13 protein-coding genes are annotated in these 18,448 nt (G+C 31.9%); 5 read left to right on the forward strand and 8 right to left on the reverse strand.

What is annotated here, in order from left to right:
- Positions 1-76: 76 nt before the first annotated feature.
- Entirely contained in the window at positions 77-553 is a 477-nt protein-coding gene (locus KHA98_RS07725) for a helix-turn-helix domain-containing protein (RefSeq protein ID WP_213256948.1), read from the reverse strand.
- A gap of 312 nt (positions 554-865) precedes the next feature.
- Between KHA98_RS07725 and KHA98_RS07730 the strand changes: the two genes are divergently transcribed.
- The 4 genes from KHA98_RS07730 to KHA98_RS07745 all read left to right on the forward strand — a co-directional run bounded on the left by KHA98_RS07730 (position 866) and on the right by KHA98_RS07745 (position 5,783).
- Positions 866-2,020, forward strand: coding sequence for a M14 family metallopeptidase (locus KHA98_RS07730; RefSeq protein WP_213256950.1), 1,155 nt, complete (start codon positions 866-868; stop codon positions 2,018-2,020).
- 77 nt (positions 2,021-2,097) lie between these two features.
- Positions 2,098-2,577 carry an Lrp/AsnC family transcriptional regulator gene (locus KHA98_RS07735; protein WP_007805990.1) on the forward strand — a complete coding sequence of 160 codons (480 nt, stop codon included), beginning with the start codon at positions 2,098-2,100 and terminating at the stop codon, positions 2,575-2,577.
- 92 nt (positions 2,578-2,669) lie between these two features.
- Complete coding sequence (locus KHA98_RS07740) at positions 2,670-5,255, forward strand: phosphoenolpyruvate carboxylase (protein WP_213256952.1); 2,586 nt, start codon at positions 2,670-2,672, stop codon at positions 5,253-5,255.
- 12 nt (positions 5,256-5,267) lie between these two features.
- Positions 5,268-5,783, forward strand: coding sequence for a DinB family protein (locus tag KHA98_RS07745; protein ID WP_213256954.1), 516 nt, complete (start codon positions 5,268-5,270; stop codon positions 5,781-5,783).
- 176 nt (positions 5,784-5,959) lie between these two features.
- Here KHA98_RS07745 and recQ read toward each other — a convergent pair whose 3' ends face one another.
- From recQ to KHA98_RS07775, 6 genes are all read right to left on the reverse strand, one after another.
- The gene (gene recQ / locus KHA98_RS07750) at positions 5,960-8,074 is read right to left on the reverse strand and encodes a DNA helicase RecQ (RefSeq protein WP_213256956.1); all 2,115 of its coding nucleotides are present in this window, start codon (positions 8,072-8,074) and stop codon (positions 5,960-5,962) included.
- Between the two features lie 127 nt (positions 8,075-8,201).
- Complete coding sequence (locus KHA98_RS07755; protein ID WP_213256957.1) at positions 8,202-8,609, reverse strand: DNA primase; 408 nt, start codon at positions 8,607-8,609, stop codon at positions 8,202-8,204.
- A gap of 9 nt (positions 8,610-8,618) precedes the next feature.
- Complete coding sequence (locus KHA98_RS07760) at positions 8,619-9,587, reverse strand: deoxyhypusine synthase family protein (RefSeq protein ID WP_056209248.1); 969 nt, start codon at positions 9,585-9,587, stop codon at positions 8,619-8,621.
- Positions 9,588-9,697: 110 nt separating this feature from the next.
- Positions 9,698-11,101 (reverse strand): type III PLP-dependent enzyme domain-containing protein, encoded by a 1,404-nt coding sequence (locus KHA98_RS07765; protein WP_213256958.1) that lies wholly within the window; start codon positions 11,099-11,101, stop codon positions 9,698-9,700.
- A 299-nt stretch (positions 11,102-11,400) separates the two neighbouring features.
- Positions 11,401-12,468, reverse strand: coding sequence for a 3-dehydroquinate synthase (gene aroB / locus KHA98_RS07770; RefSeq protein WP_213256959.1), 1,068 nt, complete (start codon positions 12,466-12,468; stop codon positions 11,401-11,403).
- Between the two features lie 151 nt (positions 12,469-12,619).
- Positions 12,620-14,908 carry an O-antigen ligase family protein gene (locus KHA98_RS07775; protein ID WP_213256960.1) on the reverse strand — a complete coding sequence of 763 codons (2,289 nt, stop codon included), beginning with the start codon at positions 14,906-14,908 and terminating at the stop codon, positions 12,620-12,622.
- Between the two features lie 172 nt (positions 14,909-15,080).
- On the opposite strand from KHA98_RS07775, the gene KHA98_RS07780 reads away from it, so the two are divergent.
- Positions 15,081-16,250: a proline dehydrogenase family protein gene (locus KHA98_RS07780; protein ID WP_213256961.1), complete on the forward strand. Its 1,170-nt coding sequence runs from the start codon at positions 15,081-15,083 to the stop codon at positions 16,248-16,250.
- Between the two features lie 169 nt (positions 16,251-16,419).
- Here KHA98_RS07780 and KHA98_RS07785 read toward each other — a convergent pair whose 3' ends face one another.
- On the reverse strand, positions 16,420-18,207 hold the full coding sequence (locus tag KHA98_RS07785) for an ABC transporter ATP-binding protein (RefSeq protein WP_213256963.1): 1,788 nt from the start codon (positions 18,205-18,207) through the stop codon (positions 16,420-16,422).
- Positions 18,208-18,448: the final 241 nt, after the last annotated feature.

The raw sequence follows: 18,448 nt of genomic DNA on the forward strand, positions 1-18,448 counted from the left end.
ATCTTTTTTACATCTCGTGAGAATCGCTTAAACGAAAAATATTTTTAAAATTTTTCAAATACGGCAAAATTCTAAATCAGGGTGTATACACTTTAAAAGTTCCATCTTTATAGAAAAATATAATTTTTTCGATTTCTCCTTCTTCAGAGTTTAAGTTGGAGCTTTTATTCTGTTCTGTTTTTTTTATCGAAGGTTTTTCAGGTTCCTCATTTATTTGAGAGAATAAATCTTGTCCTGCAAAATTTTCAGTGAAAGGAGTAGAGTAGGGTATATTTTTAATTTCAGAAGAAGAACCTTCTGAGTTCAATATTACATTTTCATTTTCTTGTTTTGGAAAACTTCCCTTTCCATTTAAAATCCAGTACAAATCTACTTCAGGAAAAACATCTAAAATTTTCATTACAAAATCAAGACTTGGTTTGTTTCTGCCAGAGAGTAGGTGCGACATGCTGGATCTTTGCACGCCAATTTTATCGGCAAAAGAAGAAGCGTTTAAACCGTAATAATCCAGAATACTTTCAAGACGTTTTACAAAATCATCGATGTTTACCATTGTAAATTGTAGTTCAAAATTATATTGTTTACAAATGTAACTAAAATGAATTTAATAAGCAATTATAGTGTTCTAAACCCAGCAATTAATTAAAATAAAAGCAAAGTAAAGCTTTATACTAATACATTTAAAACATTGAAATACTGATATTTAAATATTTAAAATTTAAGAATTAACTTTTGTCAATCAATGTATTATTAAGAGAAGGAAATTCCCTGTTTATCCTGTTTACATTTCTAAATTTTCATTAATTTTAATTGTTTACATTTGTAAAACTAAAGATGTTTACTTTTGTAAACTAATCGAAACATAATGAATTTAGAAGAATTATTTAGCCAATACAAAGAAGATTCGATCGCTGGTCGTTACTTAACTTTAGATCATATTCAACCAATATTAGACAGATTAAATACCAACAATCAAGTTCAGATTATTGGGAAATCAGTTTTAGGAGAACCTATATATAGTTACGAAATTGGTACAGGAAAAACGCGTATTTATTTATGGTCGCAAATGCATGGTAACGAAAGCACGACCACAAAAGCACTTTTTGACTTTATTAATGTCTTAAATGGTAAATCTGAAATTGCAGAAAAAATGCTTTCTACTTTTACTTTTTTATGTATTCCAATCTTAAATCCTGACGGAGCCAGACTTTATACTCGTGAGAACGCTAACAAAGTCGACTTGAATAGAGATTCTCAAAACCTGACACAGCCCGAAAGTAACGTACTAAGAAATGTTTTTGAAAAATTAAAACCTGATTATTGTTTTAATCTACATGATCAAAGAACAATTTTTGGCGCAGGCGATACTGGAAAACCGGCTACTTTATCGTTTTTAGCTCCATCCTATAATGAAGAACGTGAGATAAATGAAAACAGATTAAAAGCCATAAATCTGATTGCAGGAATCAATGACGAATTGCAAAAACACATTCCAGGTCAGATTGGTCGATTTGATGATTCATTTAATATCAATTGTATAGGTGATACTTTTCAATTTTTAGGAGTTCCGACAATATTATTTGAAGCAGGGCATTATGCAGGCGATTACGAGCGCGAAATCACCCGAAAGTTCTTATTTTTCTCACTTTTCACAAGCTTCGAATTACTTTCCGCAAACGATTTAGTTGATAATAGAATTCAAGATTATTTGAATATTTCACAAAATAAAGTCGTTTTTTATGATTTTATGTATAAAAATGTCAAAATAAATTATGATGGTATCGAAATTATTACGAATTTTGTCGCACAATACAAAGAAGAATTGATTGAAAATAAGATTCACTTTAACGCTTATATAGTTGAAGTGGGCGAATTAGAAAATTATTTCGGACATTTTGAATATGATGCCAAAGAAGCGGAATATTCTGATGATTACGGTAATTTGCCAAAAGTGAATCAAAAAGCAGATTTTTATTTAAATAAAAATGTTAAATTTGTTAACGGATTGATAAAAAGTTAATTTTTATGTGAATTTGTTGTTTTTTATATATATTTTTATACTTTGTAATAGCAATTAGTAATATTAATTAAAGAATTATGAGTAAATTTCGTTTAGATGAAGTAGATCACCAGATTTTAGATATGTTAATAGACAATACGAGAGTTCCGTTTACTGACATTGCAAAAAAACTATTGATATCTGCTGGAACAGTACATGTTAGAGTAAAAAAGATGGAGGATGCCGGAATTATCATGGGATCTTCATTAGCCTTAGATTATGATAAATTAGGGTATTCATTTATTGCTTATGTGGGTGTATTCCTTAATAATACGTCTCAAACAAAATTTGTTTTAGAGAGAATCAACCAAATTCCTTTCGTTACAGTTGCTTCTGTAACAACAGGTAAGTTCAACATTTTTTGCAAAATCAGAGCAAAAGATACTAAGCACGCAAAAGAAGTTATCTTTATGATTGATGACATTGAAGGTGTTTACAGAACAGAAACAATGATTTCATTAGAAGAAAGTATAAACGATAAGAAGCGTTTGATGCATACTATTTTTAAAAATATGTAATATTTTCTTGAATGCTATATTATAAAATATAACCTCAAGTTTATTCTTGGGGTTTTTTTATGACCTATTAACCAACCAACTACAACACAATTATGTACACGTTACCAAAAATTGAACGTTTCAATCAGGACGTTCTCTCTAAATACCACATTTACAATAGTGTATTTATAACATTACCATTTGATTCTATTGATAATACCGGAGTATTACTTCCATTATTTACAGAAACTTGCGAAACGGGTTTTAAAAAACAAGAAACACCAAAAGAAATATTTGATTTTTTCTCAAATAAATTTCTGAATAATGCCTCTGAAAAAGAAAAAATCGATCTTATGTTTCGATTTATTCAATATATAGAGCGTCAAATTGTTTTATTTGATGCAATCGAAGATGCTGCTTTTCCTGAAGTTAATAATATGGAAGGACGTGGATCTTTGCGTGATATCAAAGAAAAGTCGGATGCAAAGGAAAAAGATGACGAACTGAGCGAGTTTCTGGAAAATTTCAACGTTAGAACAGTTTTAACGGCACACCCAACACAATTTTATCCAGGACCGGTTTTAGGTATTATAAATGATTTGACTGAAGCGATTCGTCAAAACAATTTATTAGAAATTAAACAATTACTTGCACAATTAGGAAAAACACCTTTCATTCAAAATGTAAAGCCAAATCCTTATGACGAGGCGGTAAGTTTGATCTGGTATCTTGAAAATGTATTTTACGAAACATCTGGAGAAATTGTACATTATCTTCAAAAAAATATACTTAACGGAAATGCCATTCAGAATCAATTAATTAAACTTGGTTTCTGGCCAGGAGGTGACCGTGACGGAAATCCTTTTGTTACTACCGAAATAACGCTTAAAGTTGCAGAACGTTTACGTACTTCTATTTTGAAATGCTATTACGTTGAAATGAGAAAATTAAAACGCAAGCTAACTTTCGCAGATGTAGATACTTTGGTAGCAGAACTTGAACATAAACTTTATCGTTCTGTTTTTTATTCTAAAGGTGAAATCTATATCACTTTGGATGAATTATTAACACAGTTAAACAAGATTAGAACTATAATTGTCGAAAAACATCAATCATTATATTTAGATGAGTTGGAGGCACTTTTAGTAAAAATCAATTTATTCGGATTTCACTTTGCAACTTTAGATATTCGTCAGAATAGTAAAATTCACAATGCAGTATTCAAAGATGTGGTGAGTTATTATCTGAATTCAGGTTCAACAGTTTTTCCTCAGAATTACTACGATTTAACTGAAAATGAAAAAATCGCTGTTTTATCAAAAGTAAAAGGAAAATTAAATCCTGCTGATTTTGAAAACGAAATTACAAGATCTACTTTAGAATCTGTTCAGGCAATTAAAACCATTCAGGAAAATAATGGTGAAGAAGGAGCAAATCGTTACATTATTAGTAATAACGAAAGTGCATTAAATGTAATGGAAACTTTTGCCATGATTCGTCTGAATGAATGGGAAAATCCATCAGTAGATATTATTCCGCTTTTTGAATCGGTTGACGATTTACAAAATGCACATGAAATCATGGAGCAATTGTATACAAATCCGGAATATTCTAAACATTTGCAGGCCAGAGGAAACAAACAAACAATCATGTTAGGCTTTTCTGACGGTACCAAAGATGGTGGATATTTAATGGCGAACTGGAGTATTTATCAGGCAAAAATTTGTTTGACTGAAATTTCAAGAAAGTACGGAATAAAAGCTATTTTCTTTGACGGACGTGGTGGACCACCAGCACGTGGAGGAGGAAAAACGCATAAATTTTACGCTTCGCTAGGTCCAAAAATCGAAAATAACGAGATTCAGATTACAGTGCAGGGTCAAACTATTAGTTCTAATTTTGGAACTCTGGATTCTTGCCGATATAATATTGAGAACTTATTAAGTGCCGGTGTTACCAATCAGGTTTTTGGAAAAGAGAAAAATGAGCTTTCTGCAGATGAAACTCAAATTCTAAACCAATTAGCCGATTTAGGATATGAGAAATATTTAAGTTTTAAGAATCATCCAAAGTTTATTCCTTACCTGGAAAAAATGAGTACGCTTAAATATTATTCTAAAACCAATATCGGAAGCCGTCCTTCTAAAAGAAGTAAATCAGAATCTCTTGATTTTGCAGACTTAAGAGCGATTCCGTTTGTAGGATCATGGAGTCAGTTAAAACAAAATGTACCAGGATTTTTTGGAGTTGGTTCTGCCTTAAGATATTTTGAAGAAAGCGGACAATGGGATAAAGTAAGTGATTTATACCACAATTCATTATTCTTTAAAACTTTGCTTGAAAACAGTATGATGTCTTTGGCAAAATCATTTTTGCCATTAACTGCTTACATGAAAAATGACCCTGAATTTGGTGAATTCTGGCAAATTATCTACGATGAGTTTTCAGAAACAAAACGTCTTTTACTTAAAATTGCAGATCATAAAACCTTAATGGAAAATTATCCTGACGGTATAGCATCGATACAAATAAGAGAACGTATTGTGTTGCCATTGTTAACAATACAACAATATGCGTTATTAAGAATTAATGAGTTAAATAAAGATAATTCCGGAAACGAAGACTTGATTAAAGTTTATGAAAAAATCGTAACCCGATCTCTTTTTGGAAATACAAACGCTAGTAGAAACTCAGCTTAAAAAATAAAAGAAATGAATTCAGATCAATTATCAGAAAATGAATATTCCGGCGGATTTGCAAATTATATTAAAGAAGCAGGAAATGTAAATCTAATTGAAGAATTAGAAGTTTCTCTTCATGCTTTTATCCGATTTGTTCAGGATATCCCTATGGATAAATTTGACTATCGTTATGCTGAAGGAAAATGGACAATTAAAGATATTATTCAGCATATCATAGATTGCGAACGAATTTTTGCTTATCGTGCTTTGCGTTTTTCGAGAAATGACAAAACACCTTTGCCAAGTTTTGAAGAGGATGATTATGCAAACAGCACTAATTCAAACGGAAGAAGTATTCAGGATTTATTAACTGAACTTTCGGCGTTAAGACATTCAAATTTATTGTTTTACAAGAGTTTATCTGAAGAACAACTTAAACGAATTGGAACGGCTTCAAACAATCAAATTTCTGTTCGTGCTTTGGGTTTTGTAATTATCGGACATCAAAAGCATCATCAAAAAGTTTTTAAGGAAAGATATTTATAAGATTTTCAATTTATAGAATAAGTAAACCCGACAAGTTTTAAAAACCTGTCGGGTTTGTTAGTTTTTATAAAATATGTGGTTTTGATAAAAAGGTAATCTATTTTAAAAACCCCAATCTATATCGAGTTTCGTGTGCAATTTCTCTCCAGAAGCTTCGGAATCGAAATGACAAAAAATTACTTAATTTGAAATTTTCGCTCAATAAATGCCAAACCAAATCTAATTTTATCGTAAGACATTTTTTCTTCGAAATAATCAAAATACGGTTTTAAGGCATTTGGTTTTTCTAATTCAATTTGAGCTTTTTCAATTCTGATAATTTCATCATCAGAAACAAACTGACTTAAATCTAAATTATGTCCATCAACATATAATTTGGCTAAATGCGAAATTACAGTTGTCTGACTAATATTTCTTCTTTCGGCAATTTCTTCTACAGAAATTCCGTTTTCAAATAATTCTAAAGTTTTATTATAAGTGCTGCCTTTTTTTTCCTTTTTAACAACAGATTTGTTTCTGTAAAATTCTGTTATCGCATTTATAAAATCAGATCCGTATTTTTCCAGTTTTGCTTTACCAACACCTTCAACTGCTAAAAACTCATCATCAGTCATTGGTCTCAAAATTTCCATCTGCCTTAATGATGCATCACTAAAAATTACATAAGCCGGAACTTCTTCTTCCTGCGCAATTTCATAGCGTAATTTTCGCAACGTTTCAAAAAGAGAATTTTTGGTAGCTTTGGCTTTCTCTTGTTTTATTTCATTTTTGTCAATTACTTTTTTAACGACTGTTGTCAGTTTTACTTTTTCGTTCTCGAAGAGAACTTTTTTAGCAAAAGGAGTCAGTAAAATTTTATTATGCTGATGAAACGCAATTTCGCAGTATCCAAGATTAATCAACTGAATTAAATATTGATTCCAGTCGTACCACGAAATGTCAGCGCCAATTCCGTACGTTTTTAGCGTTTGATAATTTTTTTCGTAGATATACGCGTTTCTCGAGCCGCGCAAAAAATCTACAATTACTGCCAGAGGCTCAGATTCCTGTAATCTGGTAATTGCCGATAATGCTTTTTGTGCTAAAACTGTTCCGTCAAAAAATGTTGGCGGATTATTACAGATATCACAGTTGCCACAATTTTCCGTAACTAGTTCTCCAAAATAAGACAACAGAATTTTTCTTCTACAGCTTAATGCATCAGCGTATTGTTTCATACGATCCAATTTTGCAAGCTGCACATCTGAGTTCAATCCTTCAGAAGCAAATTTCTGCAATTGAATTACATCGGCATAACTTTCAAACAAAACAGTTTCAGCAGGCAATCCATCCCGACCGGCACGACCAATTTCCTGATAATAGCCTTCAATATTTTTTGGGAGATTGTAATGAATTACCCAACGAACATTCGATTTATCAATTCCCATTCCGAAAGCAATGGTCGCACAAACAACCTGACATTCGTCATTAATGAATTCATCCTGTGTTTTCGAACGAACTTTATTATCTAATCCTGCATGATAAGCTTTTGCCGAAATTCCTTTGTTGCTTAATTTCTCTGCCAGTTCCTCTGTTGTTTTTCTGCTTAAGCAATAAATTATCCCGGATTCATTAGGCTTATTTTCTACAAAATCTACAATTTGTTTTACACGGTCTAAAGCCGGACGAACTTCCAGACTTAGATTTTTACGATCAAATGAAGCGACAAATATTTTCGGATTTTTTAAATTTAATTGATTCGCAATATCCACACGGGTTGCTTTGTCTGCAGTTGCAGTTAGTGCGAGAACCGGAGTAGAAGGGAAGCGGTTTTTTAAATATCCTAAATTGGTGTAAGCCGGTCTAAAGTCATGACCCCAGGATGATATACAATGTGCCTCATCTATAGCAATCAAGCTGATTGTTAATTGATTAAAAATAGTGTCTAAATAAGATAAACTTTCGGGAGCAATATAAACAAGTTTGAAATTATTTGATTTTAAATTGTCGATATAATATTGCTGCTCTTCTGCAGACTGACTACTGTTAATATAACATGCTGCTATTCCGTTGGTTTTTAAACTATCAACCTGATCTTTCATCAAGGCAATCAAAGGGGATATAACAATTGTAATTCCAGGCAACAAAAGTGCTGGCAATTGAAAACATATTGATTTACCACCTCCGGTTGGCATAATTGCTAATGTATCCTGACCTGAGAAAATGGTAGTTATAATAGTTTCCTGATTGGGTCTGAATTTTTCGAAACCGAAATTTTCTTTTAGCTTGGCATGTAATAATTCTGAAGTCATATAGTTAATTGTTTACTGAAGAAAATGAATTCAATAAATATAGTAAAATTCTTATAATTTTAAATACTTCTGTAAAATAAAAAAAGGAACTCGAATTGAGTTCCTTTTCTATATTTAAAAAGAATGATTAATCTTCATCGTCTTCATCATCTTCGTCGGCAACATCATCTGCATCTTTGTCTTCATCATCGTCATCGTCTCCACCATCGCTGTCCGGTTTATCCTGATTGTCATCATCATCGTCGTCATCTGCATCATCATCAAGATCAAGGCCTTTAACTGGTTCGATTGTGTCTACATCAAGATCCATGTCATCGTCTTCATCATAATTTTCGATTCTGTCAGCAAGCTTAGTACTAATTTTTACTAAATAAATAGTATCTTCAGTACGAACTTCAACAGCTTCTACTAATTCGTTTTTAGCGTTTCTAAAACGGATAACATCCGAATCGTCATAACCATCAGGAAATTTCTCAACCAAAAGATTTAAAATTTCGTTGGTCAATTTAGCGTAGTCTACTATAACTCTTTTCATAAAAATATACTATAAATCTAATAAATAGGCAAAAATTAACGGTGCAACAATTGTAGCATCCGATTCTATAATAAATTTAGGGGTTTTAATGTCTAATTTACCCCAAGTGATTTTCTCGTTTGGAACAGCTCCTGAATATGAACCGTAACTAGTTGTTGAATCTGAAATTTGGCAGAAATAACTCCAGAAAGGAACATCATGCATTTCCATATCCTGGTATAACATTGGTACAACACAGATAGGGAAATCTCCTGCAATACCACCACCAATTTGGAAGAAACCAATTCCGTTTTGACTGTTTTTTGAATACCAATCTGCAAGGAAAGTCATATATTCAATACCAGATTTCATTGTAGAAGCTTTCAATTCTCCTTTAATTACGTATGATGCGAAAATATTTCCCATTGTACTGTCTTCCCATCCAGGAACAATAATTGGAAGATTTTTTTCGGCAGCGGCATACATCCAGCTGTCTTTTAAGTCAATTTCGTAGTATTCTTCTAAAACACCGGATAATAACATTTTGTACATGAATTCATGTGGAAAATATCTTTCTCCTTTATCATCAGCATCTTTCCAGATTTTGTAGATATGCTTTTGTAAACGTCTAAATGCTTCATGTTCAGGGATACAAGTATCTGTAACACGGTTTAGTCCTCTTTCAAGTAAAGCCCATTCGTCTTCTGGTGTCAAATCACGGTAGTTAGGAACTCTCTCGTAGTGAGAGTGCGCTACTAAATTCATGATATCTTCTTCTAGATTGGCTCCAGTACATGAAATAATTTGTACTTTATCTTGTCTAATTATTTCCGCAAAAATTTTACCAATTTCTGCAGTACTCATCGCTCCAGCCATACTTACCAACATTTTTGAGCCATTGGCTAATTGTTGTTCGTATTCTTTGGCTGCATCTACTAACGAAGCAGAATTAAAGTGTAAATAATGTTTTTCAATAAACTGACTGATTGGTCCTTTCATTTCCTTTGTTTTTTTATTTTTTTTTGAATTAAAAGCTTTTAACCTTTTTTAACTGATACTGCAAATTAATAATTTTTCTAGAAATTAACATTTATTTTGCAGTTTTATTTTTACATTTTTTTCTTGTAACCTAAAATCTTCAACACATCATCAGAAGTTTGTTGTTCTGAGAAAACTTCTGTTGCTAAAATTCCATTTTCATCACGGTCAATTAGAATATGTTTAGGCTGCGGAATCAAACAGTGGTGTAAACCTCCGTAACCTCCAATAGTTTCCTGATACGCACCAGTATTAAAGAAACCAATATAAAGTGGCTTTTCTTTGTTGTATTTAGGCAAATAAATCGCATTCATATTTTGTTCTGAATTGTAATAGTCGTCACTATCACAAGTAAGTCCTCCTAATAAAACCCACTCGTATGTGTCATTCCAGCGATTAATTGCCAGCATAATAAAACGTTTGTTTATAGCCCATGTATCTGGCAAAGTGGTAATAAAAGATGAATCGATCATATTCCATTTCTCTCTGTCATTTTGTTGTTTTTGATACAAAATCTGATAGATGGCGCCACCGCTTTCTCCAACTGTAAATGAACCAAATTCTGTAAAAATGTTCGGAACATCTACTTCTGCTTCATCACAAGCTATTTTAATCTGATTGATAATTTCATCAATCATATATTGATAATCGTACTCAAAAGCAAGTGAGTTTTTAATTGGGAAACCACCTCCAATGTTCAATCCATCAAGAGTAGGGCATTCCTTTTTTAATGCAATGTATACTTTAATACATTTTACAAGCTCATTCCAATAGTATGATGTATCGTTGATTCCGGTATTGATAAAAAAGTGAAGCATTTTAAGCTCTAATTTATCGTTTTCCTGAATTTGTTTTTTGTAAAACGAAACTATGTTTTTGTATCCAATTCCTAATCTTGAAGTATAAAACTCAAATTTAGGCTCTTCTTCGGCAGCAATACGGATTCCAATTTTGAATTTTCCTTTAATTTCTGACTGAAGTAAATCTAATTCTTCATAATTATCAATAATCGGAATAGTATTTTTATGTCCGTTATTGATTAATCGTGCAATATTATTAATGTATTCATCTCTTTTAAAACCATTACAAATTACATAAGTACTTTTGTTGATTTTACCATTTTCTAATAAATTCTCCACAATATTAACATCAAATGCTGATGATGTTTCTATGTGAATGTTATTCTTGAAAGCCTCATTCATAATATATTCAAAATGAGAACTTTTTGTACAATAGCAATAGTAATATTTTGCTTCGTACTTGTTTTTTTCCATTGATTTTCTGAACCAGGATTTCGCCTTATTGATGTTTTCAGAAATCTGGGGCAAATAAGTAAACTTTAAAGGTGTACCATATTGTTCAACCAATTTCATTAAATCGATATTATGAAATTGAAGATTGTCTTTATTAAGTTTAAATTCCTCTTGTGGAAAGTAATATGTTTGATTAATTAGATCAGAATATTTTGTATTCATTTATATTTAAATATTTTTATTTGTAATTTTTATTTTTAGTGATTTGGCGCTAAAACTAAAATTCAAACTCTAATATTCGCAAATATAATTTGCAGTTTTTCGTGTTCTGCTTTTGAGCATTGGAAAACATCAAAACAGAACGGACTTTTACTATTATAAAAACGGTTCAACATTCTAAGTAAAGAACTGTTGAGACGGTTTCTATAAGAACTAAATTGTCTTTGTTTATTGTTTGTTTTCATTGTGGCAAATGTAAAAAATAATATATACCTAAAGCAATGCTTTTGATTAAAAAAAGTTTAAGATTTATAATCCTGAAACGCGTCTAGAATCAATTTATTTTCAACAGATTGGTTAATTTTAATTTTCCCGATTCCTTCAATAAGGGCAAACTGAATTAAACCATACTCATTTTTTTTGTCGTGAATAAGAAGTTCAAGTATCGGATCAATGTCATTTTCTTCGATTTTTACATCGTCATAAATGCTTTTAATAGCCGTTTTAATCTCTGTATATTCTTCTGAAGATATTAAATTTTTATGCAATGAAATGTAACTTTCCAAAATCATTCCAATAGCAATCGCTTCACCATGCAGCAAAGTTGTTTTGGTTTCACTTTCTAAAAAGTATCCTTCTATGGCATGTCCTAAGGTATGTCCGAAATTCAATGCTTTTCTAATATTCTTTTCTGTTGGATCCTGAATTACGATTTCGTTCTTTATTTCGACCGAACGGTAAATCAATTCATCCAAAAAGGTATAATCAATTGCATTTAGATTTAAAAACTGTTTCCAATAAGCGGCATCATATATAAGTCCGTGTTTTAGCATTTCTGCCAGTCCCGATCTCATTTCGCTTTGTGGTAATGTTTCCAGGTATTGTGTATTGATCAAAACCATTTGCGGAACATTGATTACTCCGATTTGATTTTTAAGATTTCCCAGATCAACTCCGGTTTTTCCTCCAACAGAAGCGTCAACCATAGATAATAGGGTAGTAGGTATATTGATAAAATCCATTCCTCTTTTGAAAGTCGAAGCCACAAAACCTCCCAAATCTGTAACAACACCGCCACCAAGATTAATCACAAGCGATTTTCTGTCGGCACCAAGTTCAGTAAGTACGTTCCAGATCTGAATACAGGTTTCTATATTTTTATTTGCTTCACCAGCTTCAAATTCTATAATTTCGATATTTAAATCCGTTTCAAGTAAAGGCAAGAACTTAGGTAAGCAATACTCATTTGTATCATTATCTACAATAATAAATAATTTAGAGTATTTTGTATCTCTTAAATGTTTGTTTAATGCTTCGTAAGCATTTTGGTTAAAATGTACGAAATAATTATTGGCTTGAATAGATTGCATAGTTCTTTTAGTTAATTGAAAGCACAAAAATAAGGCATTTTTAACTAAAAAATATTCTAAATCTCTCTATTATTGTTTAAAAAATCAATGCAAAAAGGGATCTGATAAAGAATTTTCTTTCTTATCAGATCCCTTTTTATTAATCAAAGTTCTATTTGCAGTTTTGAATGAGTTGTTGCTTTGCGTCCGGAAAGTTTTTGGAGTTGGAAATCTCATAATATTTGCAGGCATTTACTTTATCTTTTAGATAGAGATAACAGTTTGCGATAAAAAATTCTGTTCTTCCGTTGTTAAATTCTCTAAGCTCTAATGCCTTCAAGAAATAATTTGCAGATTGCTTATAATCTCCTGCGTTATAATAAAAAAAGCCTAGATACTGCATGATATCCGCATTTTTGGGATCAGCTTTAAGGGCTTTATTGTAAAATTCTAATGCTTTTTCTTTGTTCTTTGCATTTAAGAAAGCTTGAGCTTTACCAATATACTCCACAGATATTATGTTGCTTTTTTTCTCCAAAAGCGTACTATCATTAGGAAATTGCTTTATTCCTTTATCTAAAAAATTAAGAAGTTTGTTGTTATCGTAATTGGCATTTTTAAGTTCGGTGGCCGCCAGATCCCACGCCTGCGGAATATTTCTGTATTTTGTAAACAGACGATGCTCTTTGAAAATCTCTGTTGTATCGTTTTTTGCTCGTGCAAACTGAAGCGACATCGTATAAAAATTAATATTTCTCGGACGCATATAAAAAGCTTGTTTACCGTAAACAAAAGCACTGTCTATATTGCCTTTTTTATTAGCAATAAGCATTTTATAAAAAAGAATTCTTCCAAAATAGGGGTTTATCTTATCTGCTTTTGTCAAGTATTTTAAAGACTGATCCATCTTATTTTCATTGTAGTAATAAATAGCCGCGTATTCATAAAAAGATTCGGCTGTTGTAAGCGTGTTCTTGAATTTTGGAATACTGTTAATTACTTCATCACCTGTAAGCACAGCATTCTTATATCCATTGCCATCGTCTTTTTTGATTAAATATTCTAAACCAGACGCTTTGTATCCTAAAAAGGCAAAATAAATTGTTCCAGCACTTACTATTGCAAAAAGCCAATAGAAGTTATTTTTTATCAATTTCTCATCGCTGTTCTTTGTAGGGGCTACATTAATTATAGTAAAGATTATAATGATGCATAAAAAAATCAACATCGTAGCTCTAAACATCGGGAAGTTTAATAGCGCATCCATTCCGTAAACTACAGTAGCCATCAAGGTTAGCATGGCGAGAGACTGAATTTCTCTATCTTCAGATTTGAAAAATCTTTTTGCATTAATGAAAACAATCATTATAAACATGGCAATGTAAATAAATCCATTTACAAAACCAGTTTCTGCCATTAGTTCAAGAAAATCATTGTGCGTATGAAGCGAAATAGTTGAATTGTCATTTTGCTCTTTTTCGTAGGGAATAGATTCTATTTTATAATTGCCTAAACCAACACCTGTCAAAGGTTTTGTTTTAGCCAGCTCAAAGGTATTTTGCCAGGTAACCAAACGAGCATTTGCAGAGGCGTCACTAGTATTAATCTGCTCAAGCCTTCCCGCTACCGAAACATATCGGCTATTTTCTGTTTTTTTAAATATTGAACTGCTTATTCCTAATGCAATTATAACAGGAATAATTAAGCCTGCTACTTTTAGAAGAGTTGCTTTATTAAATGAATTGATTTTTAAATTATAAACTATAAAAAGCACATATACTAAAATCGTACTCAGAATCGCAGTTCTGGCAGCAGTTAAAAGAATGGTAGTTGTAACAAGGAGTAGGGTAATAAATAAAAAGATTCTCTTTTTTCTTAGATAATGCGTGAAACCTAGTAGTAAAAATGGAATTTTTATGGTTAAACTCGCAGCCAAAATATTGATATTTCCTGTTCTTACGGCCAAATCTGAAAGAGCAACGGAAATAGAGACTTTATCAAAATTCCTTTTAAAATTGTATAGTTCGATAACTGATTGTAGAAATGCGACTATACATATAATTAAAATAATCTTAGGGATAAGATGAAGTCTGTTTTTTAAGAGCATCGTAAAATTAACTAACAAACAGAATGCAATTATAAGCTCTGTCAATTTTTCTATTGCCAACGTTGTGTTGATTGCTGTTATAATTGACAAGCCACATAAAATTACAAAAGTGCTAAAAAGCCAAAATACAGATGATTTTTTAAACGTTGTTATAATATCAGAACTTATAAATTTCGCTTTAAAAGATATATATAAAGCAATGATGAAATTTAATCCTGCTAAATAGAAGAACTGAGAGTAAATAATATCTTCACTTTCACTGCGTGGTATAAAATCAATTAAGAAGAGCGCCACAACAAATAAGATGACAATGTTGTCTGCAATGCTTTCAAGGTTTTTACTAATACTTTTCATACTTGAATCGATTATTATTTTTGCAAAAGTAATCAAAAAAAAGAAGTAAAATCTTACTTTTGTTAAAAAAAATAATTCAACCTGTCGTTGGATTGATAAAATGAAAAAATATCATATCATTTAGTGAAAAATATTCAAAACACTCTATATATTTGCATAAAAAATAAATTTAATGGAAAAGATATTCGATAACACACAAGTTGCATTCTCCCTAAAGAGTGATACGGAACTTGATAGAGCTTATTTTCTTTTCAAAATGATTGACAGTGAGCCTTTAGTAAGAATAGGGACTGCTGTAACTAATTTTGCAATTAAAGCTCATTTACCAGTAGAAGGATTAATACGAGCAACTGTTTTTGACCATTTTTGTGGTGGTGTCAACGAAAACGACTGCCTTTCTGTAGTTGACAAAATGTTTACTAAAGGTGTATCGTCTGTTTTAGATTATTCAGTTGAAGGAAAAGAGGAAGAAGAGCAATTTGATGCAGCTTTGGAAATGACATTGAGAACAGTGGAATTTGCAAAAGAAAGACTCGCTATTCCGTTTGCTGTTTTTAAACCAACTGGTTTGGGTCGATTTGAGTTGTATGAAAAATTAGGAGAAAAACAAACTTTGTCTCCAACAGAACAAGCAGAATGGGATAGAGTAGTAGCTCGTTTTGATAAAATTTGTAGTGAAGCGCATAAAAAAGATGTTGCCTTATTAATTGATGGTGAAGAAAGCTGGATGCAGGATGCTGCAGATGATTTGGTTACCGAAATGATGCGTAAATACAATAAAGAGAAAGCAATCGTATTTAATACGTTGCAAATGTACCGTTGGGATCGTTTGGATTATTTAAAAAAATTGCATGAAGTAGCTAAAGCTGAAGGATTCTATATTGGAATGAAATTAGTTCGTGGTGCTTATATGGAAAAAGAAAACAAAAGAGCGGAAGAAAAAGGATATGTTTCTCCAATCTGTGTTTCTAAAGAAGCAACAGACGTAAACTACGATGCTGCTGTACATTATATGTTAGAGCATTTAGAAAGAATGTCCATTTTTGCTGGAACTCACAACGAATTGAGTTCATACAAATTAATGGAAATGATGGCTGAAAAAGGTATCGCAAAAAATGATAACAAAATTTGGTTCGGGCAATTATACGGAATGAGTGATAACATTAGTTATAACTTAGCTGAAAATGGATATAATGTTGCAAAATACCTTCCGTTTGGTCCTGTAAAAGATGTTATGCCATACTTAATTCGTCGTGCAGAAGAAAATACTTCGGTAGCCGGACAAACAAGCCGCGAATTATCTATGATTAAAGCAGAACGTAAAAGAAGAAAAGGGAAATAGTGTTCAGTACACAGTTTCTTAGTATTCAATTTATACATATAAAAAACTCCAATCTTTTGATTGGAGTTTTTTTGTTACGTAAAAATTAAACCCGACAGGTTTTAAAAACCTGTCGGGTTTGAAATAAAGTTTTTAATTGAAATTTGGAATTTAAAAAATTGGAATTTAACTAAGAGTTACTAAACTGTAAGTTGCTTAAGTTTTTATAGATTCCGTTTTCAAGATTGATTAGTTCCTGATGCGTTCCTTCTTCGGTAATTACTCCATTGTCTAAAACAAGAATCTTATCTGCATTTCTAATAGTCGATAATCTGTGCGCAATGATAATACTTGTTCTTCCTTCCATTAATACTTCAAGCGCTTCCTGAACAAGTTTTTCGCTTTCACTGTCTAAAGACGACGTCGCTTCATCCAGAATCAAAATACTTGGGTTTTTAAGCAAAGCCCTTGCAATCGCAATACGCTGACGCTGACCGCCTGATAATTTAACTCCACGTTCTCCAACCAAAGTTTCAAACTTCTCAGGAAAACCATCTATAAAGTTAAATGCATTTGCCTGTTTGGCAGCAGCTATAATTTCGTCATCTGAAGCATCCGGTTTACCGTAAGCAATGTTCTCTCTAATACTCCCTCCAAACAAAATTACATCTTGCGGAACAATACTCATATTACCACGAAGATTTTCTAAATCATAATCGTAGATGTTTTTTCCGTCAACCAGAATTTCTCCTGAAGTGATATCGTAAAATCTTAAAAGTAAAGATGATATAGTAGATTTTCCGGCACCACTTGGACCTACAATCGCTATTTTTTGTCCAAATTCAGCAGAGAAATTAACATCTTTTAAAACCTGAACTTCTTTTCTTGATGGATAATGAAAAGCAACGTTTTTAAAAGCAACATTTCCTTTTATTTTCTCAATAGAAGCGTGCTGATTTGCATTAATTGCTTCCGGAGTTTCTTCCAATAATTCAAAAACACGCTCGGTTGCACCAACCGCTTTTTGAATTTGCGCATACATCTCGGCAATTCCACCAAAAGAAGCGCCAATAAAAGTAGTATAAAGAACAAACGAGATCAAATCTCCAACGCCTTCAACTTCTCCTTTAATAGTTAATGTAATTCCGTACCAAACTACAGCAACCACGCAACCAAAAAGACATAATATAATAAACGAAGCAAAATAACCTCTGTATTGACCGCCTTTGATCGCGATTTTTACAATCTCTTTGATTTTGTTTTTATAACGCTGAATCTCGTACCATTCGTTGGCAAATGCTTTTACGTTACTTATTCCCTGCAGTGTTTCTTCAACAATTACCTGGCTTTCCGCAACTTTATCCTGTGTTTTTTTTCCGTATTTACGAATAAATCTTCCAAAGATTACGGCTGCAATTGCTACAACTGGAACGATTGCCAGCATCATTAAAGTCAGTTTTGGACTAATGCTTCCTAAGATTACAAATCCTCCGATAATTAAAATAAACTGACGTAAAAACTCTGCTATAGTTGTAGTAAATGTGTCCTGCAATTGCGAAATATCAGCACTAATTCTACTGTTTAATTCCCCAACACGTTTTTGCGAGTAGAATGACATTGGCAGCTTTACCAAGTTCTCATATAAAGCGAAACGAATGTTTGATAATGAATTTTCGGTAAAATTTACGAAAAGTGAAATCCTGAAAAAAGAGAAAATAGCCTGAAGTACCAGTATTCCCATTAGTCCAACTGCGATTTCGTTTGCTCTTGCAAGATTTTTATTGGTAACACAATCTACAAGCATTCCCATTAATTTAGGAAAGGCGAGGGCAGTGGCGCTGGTTAATAAAAGAAAAATCAAACCCAGGAAGAATTTCCATTTGTGATTTTTACCGTATTTAAAAATTTTAAGTGCTTTTTGAAGGGAGTTAGAGTCTAATTTAGCTTTCGGTAAATCATTTTCTTGAAATCTTGCCATTGGAATATACAATTAAGGTATGCAAATGTATGACTATAGCCAATGATTACAAAAGATTATTCTAAATTACGCCGTTGTACGCTTGTTTTTAACTAAAATTAACTAAAACGTAATTTTTATTTAATTTTTAAAAAGCTGTAATTGAGATGAGTAAAAAATATCTTCAAAAAGTATTTCATTTTTTTCTAAAATATGCTTGCAAATACAAAATCTAGCTGTACATTTGCACTCGCAATCATGA

The sequence above is a fragment of the Flavobacterium branchiicola genome (assembly GCF_018383905.1).
Classification (GTDB): domain Bacteria; phylum Bacteroidota; class Bacteroidia; order Flavobacteriales; family Flavobacteriaceae; genus Flavobacterium; species Flavobacterium branchiicola.

Excerpts from the sequence above, each read along its gene's own strand:
- KHA98_RS07780 (WP_213256961.1), top strand. The coding sequence starts at position 15,081 with ATGGAAAAGATATTCGATAACACACAAGTTGCATTCTCCCTAAAGAGT.
- KHA98_RS07755 (WP_213256957.1), bottom strand. The coding sequence starts at position 8,609 with ATGAAAAGAGTTATAGTAGACTACGCTAAATTGACCAACGAAATTTTA.
- KHA98_RS07775 (WP_213256960.1), bottom strand. The coding sequence starts at position 14,908 with ATGAAAAGTATTAGTAAAAACCTTGAAAGCATTGCAGACAACATTGTC.
- KHA98_RS07730 (WP_213256950.1), top strand. The coding sequence starts at position 866 with ATGAATTTAGAAGAATTATTTAGCCAATACAAAGAAGATTCGATCGCT.
- KHA98_RS07760 (WP_056209248.1), bottom strand. The coding sequence starts at position 9,587 with ATGAAAGGACCAATCAGTCAGTTTATTGAAAAACATTATTTACACTTT.
- KHA98_RS07745 (WP_213256954.1), top strand. The coding sequence starts at position 5,268 with ATGAATTCAGATCAATTATCAGAAAATGAATATTCCGGCGGATTTGCA.
- KHA98_RS07765 (WP_213256958.1), bottom strand. The coding sequence starts at position 11,101 with ATGAATACAAAATATTCTGATCTAATTAATCAAACATATTACTTTCCA.
- KHA98_RS07740 (WP_213256952.1), top strand. The coding sequence starts at position 2,670 with ATGTACACGTTACCAAAAATTGAACGTTTCAATCAGGACGTTCTCTCT.
- KHA98_RS07785 (WP_213256963.1), bottom strand. The coding sequence starts at position 18,207 with ATGGCAAGATTTCAAGAAAATGATTTACCGAAAGCTAAATTAGACTCT.
- aroB (WP_213256959.1), bottom strand. The coding sequence starts at position 12,468 with ATGCAATCTATTCAAGCCAATAATTATTTCGTACATTTTAACCAAAAT.
- recQ (WP_213256956.1), bottom strand. The coding sequence starts at position 8,074 with ATGACTTCAGAATTATTACATGCCAAGCTAAAAGAAAATTTCGGTTTC.
- KHA98_RS07735 (WP_007805990.1), top strand. The coding sequence starts at position 2,098 with ATGAGTAAATTTCGTTTAGATGAAGTAGATCACCAGATTTTAGATATG.
- KHA98_RS07725 (WP_213256948.1), bottom strand. The coding sequence starts at position 553 with ATGGTAAACATCGATGATTTTGTAAAACGTCTTGAAAGTATTCTGGAT.